Consider the following 13,057-nt stretch of genomic DNA (forward strand, 5'->3'; position numbering starts at 1 on the left):
AACTCCTAACCTTCTGATCCGTAGTCAGATGCTCTATCCAATTGAGCTACGGGCGCTTCTATACCAAAGTCAGCATGTAAAGCTGATAGAAAGTAAACTAATCGAAAGACGACAAACTTGCAAGTCTTTTTTCGCATTATTCTTCAGAAAATGTGAAAAAATATTTCACTCATCAACAGCAGGCAACAGATCATAGCCAAACTTCTGCTTCAAAACACCAATCGATTTTTCGCCCAGCATCACATAAAGATGCGCAAATTCATCATCATCCGAGCGCGATACGATCTGCGAGTGCTCATGAAGCCAAGCGAGACAAGCACCATCTGTTAATGGCACATCAAATTGATAAAGCGTCAGGCCTGCACTCAATTTATCATCAATCATATTGAGAAGTGTTTGAAGCCCCTCACCTGTCGTCGCTGAGACCAGTGTTTTGTTTCGAGCGAAAGTGAGTAAAAGCTCTGCTTGCTCTTCTTCCCTTTTGTCCCTGAAAAGATCAATTTTATTGCCGATCATCAGCAAGCGTGGATCATCCTGTGAGACGCCCAGATCTGATAAAACAGATATCACATCATCAAATTGCGCCTGATATTCAGATGAAGCCACATCCGAGACAATCAGCAAAATATCTGCATTTAAAACCTCTTCCAGAGTCGATTTAAAAGCCGCCACCAACTGAGTTGGCAAGTCAGAAATAAAACCAACCGTGTCAGAGAAAATAATCTTACGACCTGATGGCAGTTTAATGGCTCTCATTGTTGGATCTAGGGTTGCAAATAGCAAATCTTTTGCAAAGACTTCCTCACCCGTAATCTTGTTAAACAAGGTTGATTTTCCGGCATTCGTATAGCCAATCAGAGCAACAACAGGATAGGGAGTTCTGGCGCGATTTTTACGCTGAATATCCCTTGTCCTCTGCACTTCTTTAAGCTCAGCTTTGATCTTTTGGATCTTATCATCAATGATCCGGCGATCCATCTCGATCTGTTTTTCACCAGGCCCACCGATAAAACTCATACCGCCTCTTTGGCGTTCAAGGTGCGTCCAACCCCTCACCAAGCGGGAGCGTTGATAAGTCAGAGCTGCTTGCTCAACCTGCAAACGACCCTCTCGTGTTTCGGCGCGTTCACCAAAAATTTCAATGATCAGGCCCGTTCTATCCATCACTTTGACTTTCCAGACATCCTCAAGATTGCGCTGCTGAACAGGCGAGAGATGATAATTGACAAAGATAACTTCAACGGGAAGCTCAGTGAGCTTTTCCTTCACCTCATCAACAATACCCTGACCAAAAAGATACTTTGGCTTTAATTTAGGCAATTGAACAGATCTTGAAAAAACAACATCCACGTAAATGGCTTTAGCAAGACCAACGGCCTCACTCAGTCTTTCCTCGGGAGATCTATGGCCCGCGATATCGAAATTATGTGGATTTAAAACATAGGCCTTAATGCCATCACGACGTGCTTTTTTAAAGAGGACTTTTGGTTCATTCACAATAAGAAACTTTCAGAATAGAGACGATTTGTGAATGCAGTGTATCACTGAAAAAGTCCTCTGCACAATGATTATTCATATTAAGCTTCATGCTCATGGAATAGATTCACAGGATCAAGCGGCATAACTGTTGAAACAGCGTGCTTATAAACAAGCTGAACATGGCCTTCTCTGCGAAGTAACATTGAAAAATTATCAAACCAGGTAATCACACCTTGTAACTTAACACCATTCACCAAAAAGACCGTTACCTGCATCTTATCGCGACGAACATGGTTTAAAAATATATCTTGTAGGTTCTGTTGCTTATCTGACATTTTTTATTCCTTCTTTTTAATTGTTTTTATAGTAAGGCTATCCATAACCTTAAATAAATTATACCATATAAAATATAAATTTATTTAAAAAAACATATTAATTAAAATTAAATAATCAGTTTAAGCGCAATGGCGCCCTGCAAGGAATCCAGATGACCAAGCCCATTGGAAATTATACCCTCCGAGCCAACCTGTGACATCAACGACTTCTCCAATAAAGTAAAGATTTGGGACTTTATGAGCAGCCATTGTTTTTGATGAGAGCTCATCTGTACTCACGCCCCCAACAGTGACTTCTGCCTTTGCATAGCCTTCACTTCCATCAATCAAAACAGGATAGGCGTGTAAATGAGCCGCAAGCTTGTTTAAATAATCGAGCTTCAAGTCTGTGAGACTTTTGTGAGAAACCTCACCCAAATCAAGATGATCAACAAACCGATTGGTTAAATGCACTTTCAGAAAGGTTGATAGCGTCTGCTTTGATTGCTTCTGAGCCGCAAATTCTTTTTTGAGATCAAGATGAGGCAAAAGATTAATAACAACTTCTGAGTCTTTAAAATCTTTGATATAAGAAGATATTTGCAAAATTGCAGGACCACTGAGACCGCGGTGCGTAAAGAGAATGTTTTCTTTAAACGATCTTTTTCCATATGAGACAATGGATGCGTTTGAAACGCCGCTTAAAGCTGTGCATTTTTCCTTGATGGATTCATGCGCAAGGAGGGGAACAAGAGCTGGTCTAGGCTGTACAATTTTCAAATCAAACTGTTTTGCTAAACGATAGCCAAAATCTGTTGCACCCATTTTGGGAATCGAAAGCCCCCCTGTTGCAACAATAAGCGACTGCGCACAAAAAGATCCCTGCTCTGTTGTGATCGTAAATTGATCAGACTTTGTCACCTCTGAAACATGACAGCCAAGGCGAATGTCAACCCGATGCTGCTCACAAAGAGTCCGGAGCATGTCAATAATTTGCTTTGAGGATCCATCACAGAAAAGCTGCCCCAATGTTTTTTCATGATAAGCAATCTTGAAAGACTCGACTAACGCAATAAAATCATGCTGCGTATAGCTAGCCAAAGCTGATTTCATGAAGTGCGGATTTTCTGAAATGTAATTTTGAGGCGATGCATAGAGATTTGTAAAGTTACATCTACCACCGCCCGAGATACGAATCTTTTCACCCATTGTCTGACTATGATCAATCAGCAGAACGCGCTTTCCACGTGCGCCAGCTTCCACAGCGGCCATAAGTCCTGCTGCTCCCGCTCCTAAAATAATCACATCGTATAATTTTGTAATCATCGGTCATTCTCAATTTAATTCTGTCTACAATAACCAAGAGCAAATCAGATTACAACAACTGATAATAGTCATTGATTATTGGCCATATTTCGATTAGATTGAATATGAATTATCTATGTGACAAAAGGAATTTATACATGCCCACTTCAAAGCCTCTTTATAAACGTGTTCTGATTAAAATTTCTGGAGAATCACTCCTTGGAAAACAGCAATATGGTATCGATTCAGATAAAATTGAAGCCATTTCGAAAGAGGTAAAGAAAGTTCTTGATATGGGTGTTGAGGTTGGCCTTGTCGTTGGCGCAGGTAATATCTTTCGCGGCGTGAGCTCAGCAGCAAAGGGCATTGATCGCGCACATGCTGACTATATGGGCATGCTGGCAACGGTGATGAATGCTCTTGCTCTCCAATCTGCTCTGGAACATTTGAATATCCAAACTCACGTGATGTCAGCCATTCCGATGGATCAAATCTGCGAGCCTTATGTACGCAGAAAAGCAATGCACCACATCGGTCACGGAAGCGTTGTTATTTTTGCAGCTGGCACGGGAAATCCATTTTTTACAACAGATACAGCAGCAGCTTTAAGAGCCTCTGAAATGGGATGTGACGCTTTACTCAAAGCAACCAATGTTGATGGCGTTTACTGTTCTGATCCAAAGAAAAATTCAGATGCAAAGAAATATCAAAAACTCACTTACATGGAAGTTCTCTCACAAGATTTAAAAGTCATGGATGCCTCAGCTGTTTCACTTGCGCGTGAGAATGACATTCCAGTCGTCATTTTCTCAATTCACAAAGAAAATGCGTTTCTTGATGTGATTTGCGGTCAAGGCGACTTTACAATCATTCAATAATTCCAGGCGGGTGCAAATGGATCATAAAACAATTCTTCTTGTCGGTTGTGGAAATATGGGCAAAGCCATGGTACACGCCTTTTTAGCAGTTGAAACCCTTCGCTATCAGATCCACATTGTTGATCCACATATGCAATCCGTGGATGAATTTAAAACGGCATCCAATAGCATTTCTCTTTACGCAAATCGTGAGAATCTCCCCTCAGATTTAAGCCCAAACTACGTTATTTTTGCAATAAAACCGCAGCTCTTTGAGGAGGTTGCACCCTTATACCGTACCTATCAACAGTCTCTCTTTCTGTCAATCATGACAGGCATTCCCATTCAAAGATTTCAAGAAGTTCTTGGCGCTTCCATCAAAGTCATACGCTTTATGCCAAACCTACCTATGATGATCGGTAAAGGCGCCACTGGCGGCTTCATGAATGCAAATTGCACTGCACAAGATCAAAAAGAGATGGAAACACTCTATGAAAAATCTGGGCTCTTGGCTTGGCTTGATGAAGAATCGCAATTCGAAGCAGTCACGGCTCTTTCAGGCTCAGGCCCTGCCTTCATATTTGCGATGGCTGAAAGCATGATTTCTGCCGGAACAAAAATTGGCCTTTCTCAGGAACTATCAGAACAGCTCGCCAAACAAACTATCTTAGGAGCTGCTTGTCTTTTAACAGAATCAGACAAAGACCCGGGCACACTAAGACAGAATGTCACCAGCCCAAAAGGAACAACAGAAGCCGGCCTTTCTGTTCTCTGCAAACCAGAAACAGGACTTGCAGATTTAATTTTACAAACCCTCATTGCCACAAAAAATCGCGCAATTGAACTATCGAAACCCTAAGTTTATTTTTATGTAAGGAGAGAGACATGTCACAAATACTCGATTATATCCGAAGCAGCCCAGAAGACTATCCAGCGAATCAACAAGGGCTACCTGAATACAGTTTTGAAGCACCAGATCCAGGCTTTTTGTTTTATTGCTACAAGATCGGAGATTCTTCAAAATTTTCTATTCAAAGAAACTCAACCTTACTGTCACTAGAAAATGCCGAGATAACGCCTTCTAACATGGATCTGATCAAAAGACAGGTTATCTACCTTCCGAAAGAAGACAGAGAAAAGCTTCGCCCTGAGAACAGAGTATGGGCCGATTTTTTTGAGGCTCATGATTGTTTGATGGCAGAGGCTGATTACCCAATTGATACGCCTGATGCCGAAAAAAATGGAAAAAAGAGAGACTTAAAAGAAGCGATGCGGCGTTTACATCTTCTTGCTGATGGTGTTGATAATTTTGCTCCTGCAAAATATTTTTTAGCCATTGCTTATGAAGATAAATGGGATGATGTCATAATGACAAAAAAATCAACGAAATATTACAAAGAAGCAGCAAAAGATGATATTGCTGAAGCACAATACACTCTTGGATCTTACTATAAATTTGGAATCAGTGTAAAAGAAGATCATCAACTTTCACTCGACTATTACAAACAAGCGGCAAGACTAGGAATGGCAAAAGCTCAATTCTGTGTTGCTCAAGCCTATCAATTTGGCCCCAAAAGAAAGCCAGAAAAATCTTTCTTTTATTACGACCTTGCTTCCCAAAATGGACACATTGTGGCTCAATACGAACTTGGCAATTGCTATTTCAATGGATTTGGCACGGAAAGAGATTATGCTAAGGCAAAGGAATGTTTTACTTTAGCGTTAAACAGAGGCCATAAGCCAGCTGCAGAAGCACTGGACCGTTTTAAAACAGTACAAGTCCATGACGATTACGAATGGGCGCTTCCGCAATCAAGCTCTCACTCATATAATCAGGTAAATGAATCAGACCAATCTGCCTCCTCAGCAGAGAAAAAAGATTTACACGGTCTTTCTAAAACTGAAATGTCTGAAATGATTTTTACCATGAGAGGACAAATTGACTATTTAACAACAGAGATGAGAGAAATGAAAAAGCGTCTTGCTGCTCTTGAAAACCCAAACCCAAAACCAAAGCATACTCATGGCGGAAAAGAATCACCCTCAAAAAGATTGAAGTTGCAGTTACAGGAATAGATCGCTAACTTCACCAGACAACTCATTGTATCAACTATAATTTTTAATTCTGAGTAACGTCATTCAGAGTCACCCCCACAAGGGGTGACGTGGAATCTCCAAGACACAGCAAATAAGTGCAGTTTATATTGATATGCTACAGAGATTCCACGTCGCCTCTTAAGGAGGCGACTCTGAATGACGGAAAAAGCATTAATGACAGTTCTAACTAAAGAGCTAGTTGCTTACCCAGCAACGTCCTTTTTATCCTTTTTTCCTGTTGAGGAATAGGTGTAAAGAGGGTCAGCGCGACCTTCAACCACTTCAGAATTCACAACAACTTCATCAACTGTTGTAAGACCAGGCAAGTCGAACATTGTATTCAGTAAAATCGATTCCATGATCGATCTTAAACCACGGGCACCTGTTTTGCGGATAATAGCTTTCTTGGCAATCGCATGAAGCGCATCGTTTGAAAACTCTAACTTGACATCTTCCATCTCGAAAAGCTTTTGATATTGACGAACCAACGCATTTTTCGGCTCTGTCAAAATTTGAATCAAAGCTTTTTCATCAAGATCAGCAAGTGTGGCAACAACCGGCAAACGACCCACAAATTCCGGAATCAAACCAAATTTCAATAAATCTTCAGGCTCTAATTCTCTGAGTAAATCGCCTGTTCTTCTTTCAGCTTCATCCTTCACGTCCGCACCGAAACCAATGCCTGTTCCTTTACCACGCTGTGCAATAATTTTATCGAGACCCGCGAAAGCACCACCACAAATAAAGAGAATATTTGTTGTATCCACTTGCAAGAATTCTTGCTGAGGATGCTTACGTCCACCTTGAGGAGGAACTGAGGCGGTTGTTCCCTCAATGATTTTCAAGAGAGCTTGCTGAACGCCCTCACCTGAAACGTCTCTGGTGATAGAAGGGTTATCAGATTTACGGCTGATTTTATCAATCTCATCAATATACACAATACCACGCTGTGCACGCTCTACATTGTAATCAGCAGCCTGCAGAAGTTTCAGAATAATATTTTCAACGTCTTCACCAACATAACCTGCCTCTGTTAAAGAGGTCGCATCCGCCATCGTAAATGGAACGTCTAAAATGCGTGCAAGTGTTTGCGCTAGAAGTGTTTTACCACAACCTGTTGGCCCAATGAGCAGAATGTTTGATTTTGATAATTCAACATCGTTTGTTTTATTACCATGAGCAATTCTTTTGTAATGATTGTGAACAGCAACAGACAAAACGCGTTTTGCATGCTCTTGTCCAATAACATAGTCATCAAGGACTTTGATAATTTCTTTTGGTGTTGGCACGCCGTGATCTGCTTTGACAAGGCTTGTCTTAGCTTCTTCACGGATAATATCCATGCAAAGCTCAACACACTCATCGCAAATGAAAACTGTAGGTCCAGCTATCAGCTTTCTCACTTCATGTTGGCTTTTGCCACAGAAGGAGCAATATAATGTATTTTTTGTTTCACCTTTTGACTTTGTCGTCATATAAGCCCCACTCGTTCATGCATTTTTAAAACTTTTGTTTCTTTTCCAGTCAATAATCAACAACCTTCAGTCTGTATATTCTGGCACAAGATCGGTTATCAAGATGTTAAAAAGCTTATCATGTTCACAAAAAGCTGCAAAGGCTTTATTTCAACAAATCACAAAATTAATTCAGAAGACCTAAATTTTGAAAACTCGCATGAGACGTGCTTGAAATAATGATATGATCGAATATTTTGATGCCAAAAACACGTCCGGCATTTTGAATTTCTTTTGTCATTTCAATGTCAGCCCGACTTGGCTTTGTATCACCACTCGGATGATTATGGACTAAAATAAGGGACATTGCACTCAGCTCAATGGCTCTTTTCATCACTTCTCTAGGATAAACAGATGTCTGATTGACCGTTCCTTTTGAGAGAACCTCATCTGCAATCAACTTATTTTTTTGATCCAAAAACAAAACCCGAAATTGCTCAACTTTTTCATGACCCATTGTCACAGTGCAATAATGCAAAAGCTCTTGCCATGAGCCAATAACTGTTTGCTCAGATATCTGATGCCGGGCAAGCCTGTCAACAATCACGACAGACACTTTCAGCAGAGAAATAACTGCATCTGACAACTTGAATTTTTCCTTCAATTGTGAAGGTTCAGCATAAAAAACACCGCGCAGATTGTGATAATGCGCGAGCAAATCTTTTGCAAGAGGCTTTATATCTTTTCTAGGAATTGCGGAAAAGAGTAAAAGCTCAAGCAATTCATAATCTTGAAGCCCTTTACCTGCGCCATCGAAAAGCTTCTCACGCAATCTTTCCCGATGCCCATAATAATGAGGAATTATCTCCTGAGAGATGCTTTTTCCATCATCGAGTTCCGGCAGCAAAATTCCTTGTTCTTGGCTCATGAACACCCTTCTATGCATAAGGTGGTTTAGTATAGCCTTTTGAAGAGAGGCTGAAAATCTCACATCCATCTTTGGTCACGCCTAAAGCATGCTCAAATTGCGCTGATAATGTTTTGTCTTTTGTTACAGCTGTCCAGCCGTCTGCGAGCATTCGTATATCTGGCTTTCCTATATTGATCATTGGTTCAATCGTAAAAAACATACCTTCTTCCAGAACTTGTCCTGTCCCTGCTTTTCCGTAATGCAGAACTGATGGCGCTGTGTGAAAAACTTGACCAAGACCATGGCCACAAAAATCTCTTACAACTGAGTATCTATGCTGTTCCGCATGGCTTTGAATCGCATGACCAATATCACCAAGTGTTGCGCCTGGCTTGACAATATCAATTGCCCGCATCAAACATTCATAAGTGACATCGCAAAGCTTTTTTGCTTTCACAGATGGCTCACCCACCCAATACATACGACTTGTATCACCGTACCAGCCATCTAAAATCACGCTGACGTCGATATTTAAAATATCACCATTTTGTAAAAGCTTCTCTTCACTCGGAATGCCATGACAAATCACATGATTCAATGAGATACAGGTTGCTTTGGGATATCCTTTATAACCAAGTGGAGCCGGAACCGATTGATGATCTCTGATAAATTTTTCCATCAATGTATCAAGATGTAGTGTTGAAACACCTTCAACAACAAATGGTGTGATGTAATCTAATGTTTCAGCCGCTAATTTTCCAGCTTTATGCATTTTTTCAAAATGCTCTTTTGGATGCAGAATAACCTTTTCGTAGTAACTCATGATAAACTCTTTAAATGATTATAGAAAGACTTGACGTTTGCCTGTATTCGTTCCAATATAACGCATATGATGACCAAAAGAAATCTTTACTTTTAAGTGACATAAAACAAGGCTATGTATCATGAAAATAAACCTTAAAGGACTGACTGCAGGCGTTTTAATTATCGGTGATGAAATTTTATCAGGCCGAACACAAGATGTAAATTTACAAGCTATTTCTAAGCACCTAGAAGAGTTTGGCATTCGCGTTATAGAAGCGCGTGTTATCCCTGATGATAGAGATTATATCGCAGAAGCTGTGCGTGATTTTTCAGCAAAATATAAGTATGTCTTCACCACAGGTGGCATTGGTCCCACGCACGATGATATTACAGCAGCCTCAATTTCTTACGCTTTTGGCCTTAAAAATGTTGTGAATGCAGAGGCGCTACAAACCATGACAGATGCTTATGGCAAAGATAGAATCAATAGTGGACACATTCAAATGGCCTCTATGCCTGAAGGTGCTGAACTTGTTTGCAATTCAGTATCAGTTGCACCAGGCTTTAAGATTAAAAATGTCTTTGTTATGGCAGGCATTCCGCATATAATGAAAGTCATGCTTGAAAGCGCTGACAGTTTTCTTGAGCGTGGTCCAAAAATGCAATCAAAAACCATTGAGTGCTTTTGTCGTGAAAGTCTTATTGCAAAATTGCTTGAGAGCCTTCAAAACAAGTATGAGGAGGATGTGGAAATTGGTAGCTATCCATTCCGTCAAGGCGAAGAACTCGGAACAAATTTGGTTTTACGCTCAACCAATCCTGACTCCTTGACAAATGTCAGCCATGAACTTTTTGAGACACTCATGGCCGAAGGCTACAAAACACGTTATTTATAATTTTGAATGTAAAGAATAATCATATGGGATTTATCACAATTCGCGGTGCACGCGAGCACAATTTAAAAAACATCAATGTCAAAATTCCTCGTGACAAGTTGATTGTGATTACTGGCCTTAGTGGATCAGGCAAGTCATCTCTCGCTTTCGACACCATTTATGCAGAAGGCCAAAGACGCTATGTTGAAAGTCTTTCAGCCTATGCGCGCCAGTTTTTAGAACTGATGCAAAAACCAGATTTTGATACAATCGAAGGCCTCGCGCCAGCTATTTCCATTGAACAAAAAACAACATCCAAAAATCCGCGTTCAACCGTTGCAACCGTTACTGAAATTTACGATTATCTGCGATTACTCTATGCAAGAATTGGTATCCCCTACTCACCTGCAACTGGAAAACCGATTACAGCTCAAAGCGTGAGTCAAATGGTTGATGCCATTTCCGCTTATCCTGAAGGAACAAAAATTCTGCTTCTCTCACCGATGATCAGAGATCGCAAGGGTGAATATCGCAAAGAATTGGCTGATCTCAAAAAACAAGGATTTGTCCGCGTTGTGATTGATGGTGAAACTTACGAGTTGGATGAGCCACCAACGCTTGATAAAAACAAAAAACACAAGATCGATGTGGTTGTTGACAGACTTGTTGTGGGACCCGAATTAGGGCATCGTCTTGCTGATTCAATTGAGACAGCCCTTAAAATCAGCGATGGCCTTTTGTATGTTGATATCCATCCATCAAAACAAAGACAAATTTTTTCAGCAAAATTCTCATGTCCTGAAAGTGGTTTTACGCTAGATGAAATTGAGCCAAGGCTTTTCTCATTCAACTCTCCACAGGGTGCCTGTCCTACCTGTGATGGTATTGGCATCAAGCAATATTTCGATGAAAGACTCATAATCCCTGACCCTGAGCTCCCTTTATCAGAAGCAATTGCGCCGTGGGCAAAGTCGACAACAAATTACTACATCCAAATTCTAGAGTCGATCGCAAAACATTACAAAATTACACTCGACACAAAGTGGAAAGACTTGTCACCTAAGATGCAGCAAATCATTTTACAGGGCTCAGGCACTGAAACAATGATGATGCGTTACGAAGATGGCTTTCATTTTTATGAACGCGAAAAGCCCTTTGAAGGCGTGACTCCTAGTCTTTCTCGCAGATGGCAACAGGCACAACCAGGCAAACAAAAAGATGACTTTGAAAAATTTCAATCCTCTCACCCTTGCGAAAGTTGCAAAGGAAAAAGGCTCAAACCTGAAGCGCTCTGTGTTAAAATTTTGAATAAAGATATCACCGAAATCACAGATTTTTCTATTAAAGCCGCTGCAGAATGGTTTGAAAAACTCAATGACCAGCTCTCAAAACAGCATCAAGATATTGCATCGCGGATTCTCAAAGAAATCAACCATCGCCTCTCATTCTTAAACAATGTCGGCCTCAGCTATCTCACGTTAAATCGAACCTCAGGAACGCTCTCCGGTGGAGAAAGTCAACGCATTCGTCTTGCTTCACAAATCGGATCAGGTCTGACTGGTGTGCTCTATGTTCTGGATGAACCGTCAATCGGCCTTCATCAGCGCGACAATGACAGGCTGCTTGAAACACTCAAGAACCTCAGAGATCTTGGCAACACAGTCATTGTGGTTGAACATGATGAAGATGCAATTCGCATGGCGGATTATCTGATTGATATGGGACCTGGCGCAGGTATACATGGTGGATACATTGTTGCAGAAGGAACGCCAGAGGTTGTTCTGAAAAATGAAAAAAGTGACACAGCTGCCTATCTATCTGGTCGCAAGAAAATCGCTGTCCCGAAAAAAAGACGTCCTGGCAAAAAAGGACAGACTCTCAAAGTCATCGGCGCAAAGGCGAATAATCTCAAAAACATTTCAGCCACAATTCCGCTCGGAACCTTTACATGCGTAACAGGTGTTTCTGGTGGCGGCAAATCATCGCTTGTGATTGAAACAATTTATAAGGCTCTTGCTCATCAAATGAATGGAGCCTACGATCTTCCAGGCCCTCATGACAAAATAGAAGGCATTGAATATATCGATAAAATCATCGATATTGATCAATCGCCAATTGGCAGAACGCCCCGATCAAACCCCGCAACCTATATCGGGGCCTTTACACCGATTCGTGATTTTTTTGCTGGCCTGCCTGAATCGAAAGCCAGAGGATACAAAGCTGGCCGCTTTTCCTTCAACATCAAAGGTGGCAGATGTGAGGCCTGTGAGGGCGATGGCGTTTTAAAGATCGAAATGCACTTTTTGCCAGATGTTTACGTCACATGCGATCAATGTAAAGGCAAGAGATTCAACCGCGAAACACTTCAAATTACATACAAGGACAAATCAATTGCAGATGTCCTCGATATGTCAGTTGAAGAAGGCCTTGATTTTTTCACAGCCATTCCATCGATTCGAGATAAATTACATACCCTCTCAAAAGTTGGACTTGATTACATGAAAATTGGCCAGGCTGCAACAACGCTCTCTGGCGGAGAAGCGCAAAGAGTCAAGCTCTCAAAAGAACTCTCAAAAAGATCAACAGGCCGAACGCTTTATATCTTAGATGAGCCAACAACAGGTCTGCATTTTGAAGATATTCGCAAACTCCTAGAAGTCCTGCATCATCTGGTTGACCAAGGAAATTCTGTTTTGGTGATCGAACATAATCTCGATGTTATTAAAACAGCTGATCACATCATCGATATCGGGCCTGAAGGTGGTGATCAAGGTGGTAAAATTGTTGCAACAGGAACACCAGAAGAGATTGCCAAAGTAAGTAAAAGCTACACAGGGCATTACTTAAAAAGATATCTTTAATCGAGTGTAGTCGTGCATATAACATTCTTTTCAATGCCTTATACGATTTTTCCTCTTGCCTTTTTTAGTATAAATGGTAGTATATGGGCCATTATAATATT

The 13,057-nt window shown here is 40.9% G+C and carries 11 protein-coding genes; 5 read left to right on the forward strand and 6 right to left on the reverse strand.

Features of this window, described 5'->3' with window-relative positions:
* Nucleotides 1–165: 165 nt before the first annotated feature.
* From hflX to KBF71_05100, 3 genes are all read right to left on the reverse strand, one after another.
* Nucleotides 166–1,416, reverse strand: a complete 1,251-nt coding sequence (hflX, locus tag KBF71_05090) for a GTPase HflX (protein MBP9877693.1) — start codon at nt 1,414–1,416, stop codon at nt 166–168.
* 161 nt (nt 1,417–1,577) lie between these two features.
* Nucleotides 1,578–1,814, reverse strand: a complete 237-nt coding sequence (gene hfq / locus KBF71_05095; GenBank protein MBP9877694.1) for an RNA chaperone Hfq — start codon at nt 1,812–1,814, stop codon at nt 1,578–1,580.
* A 120-nt stretch (nt 1,815–1,934) separates the two neighbouring features.
* Nucleotides 1,935–3,119 carry an NAD(P)/FAD-dependent oxidoreductase gene (locus tag KBF71_05100; protein MBP9877695.1) on the reverse strand — a complete coding sequence of 395 codons (1,185 nt, stop codon included), beginning with the start codon at nt 3,117–3,119 and terminating at the stop codon, nt 1,935–1,937.
* A gap of 137 nt (nt 3,120–3,256) precedes the next feature.
* Between KBF71_05100 and KBF71_05105 the strand changes: the two genes are divergently transcribed.
* Genes KBF71_05105 through KBF71_05115 form a run of 3 tightly spaced genes read left to right on the forward strand, consistent with a single transcriptional unit; the run spans nt 3,257 to nt 6,031 of the window.
* Nucleotides 3,257–3,976 carry a UMP kinase gene (locus tag KBF71_05105; protein ID MBP9877696.1) on the forward strand — a complete coding sequence of 240 codons (720 nt, stop codon included), beginning with the start codon at nt 3,257–3,259 and terminating at the stop codon, nt 3,974–3,976.
* A gap of 16 nt (nt 3,977–3,992) precedes the next feature.
* Entirely contained in the window at nt 3,993–4,814 is an 822-nt protein-coding gene (locus KBF71_05110) for a pyrroline-5-carboxylate reductase (GenBank protein ID MBP9877697.1), read from the forward strand.
* Between the two features lie 26 nt (nt 4,815–4,840).
* Nucleotides 4,841–6,031 carry a sel1 repeat family protein gene (locus KBF71_05115; GenBank protein ID MBP9877698.1) on the forward strand — a complete coding sequence of 397 codons (1,191 nt, stop codon included), beginning with the start codon at nt 4,841–4,843 and terminating at the stop codon, nt 6,029–6,031.
* 224 nt (nt 6,032–6,255) lie between these two features.
* Here KBF71_05115 and clpX read toward each other — a convergent pair whose 3' ends face one another.
* The 3 genes from clpX to map form a co-directional block, all read right to left on the reverse strand.
* Nucleotides 6,256–7,527, reverse strand: a complete 1,272-nt coding sequence (gene clpX, locus KBF71_05120) for an ATP-dependent Clp protease ATP-binding subunit ClpX (GenBank protein ID MBP9877699.1) — start codon at nt 7,525–7,527, stop codon at nt 6,256–6,258.
* A 166-nt stretch (nt 7,528–7,693) separates the two neighbouring features.
* Nucleotides 7,694–8,434 (reverse strand): DNA repair protein RadC, encoded by a 741-nt coding sequence (radC, locus tag KBF71_05125; GenBank protein MBP9877700.1) that lies wholly within the window; start codon nt 8,432–8,434, stop codon nt 7,694–7,696.
* 10 nt (nt 8,435–8,444) lie between these two features.
* On the reverse strand, nt 8,445–9,239 hold the full coding sequence (gene map / locus KBF71_05130) for a type I methionyl aminopeptidase (protein MBP9877701.1): 795 nt from the start codon (nt 9,237–9,239) through the stop codon (nt 8,445–8,447).
* A gap of 121 nt (nt 9,240–9,360) precedes the next feature.
* Between map and KBF71_05135 the strand changes: the two genes are divergently transcribed.
* On the forward strand, nt 9,361–10,116 hold the full coding sequence (locus tag KBF71_05135; GenBank protein MBP9877702.1) for a competence/damage-inducible protein A: 756 nt from the start codon (nt 9,361–9,363) through the stop codon (nt 10,114–10,116).
* A gap of 23 nt (nt 10,117–10,139) precedes the next feature.
* Nucleotides 10,140–12,956, forward strand: coding sequence for an excinuclease ABC subunit UvrA (gene uvrA / locus KBF71_05140; protein MBP9877703.1), 2,817 nt, complete (start codon nt 10,140–10,142; stop codon nt 12,954–12,956).
* Nucleotides 12,957–13,057: the final 101 nt, after the last annotated feature.

It is taken from the genome of Alphaproteobacteria bacterium (assembly GCA_018063245.1).
Taxonomy (GTDB): domain Bacteria; phylum Pseudomonadota; class Alphaproteobacteria; order JAGPBS01; family JAGPBS01; genus JAGPBS01.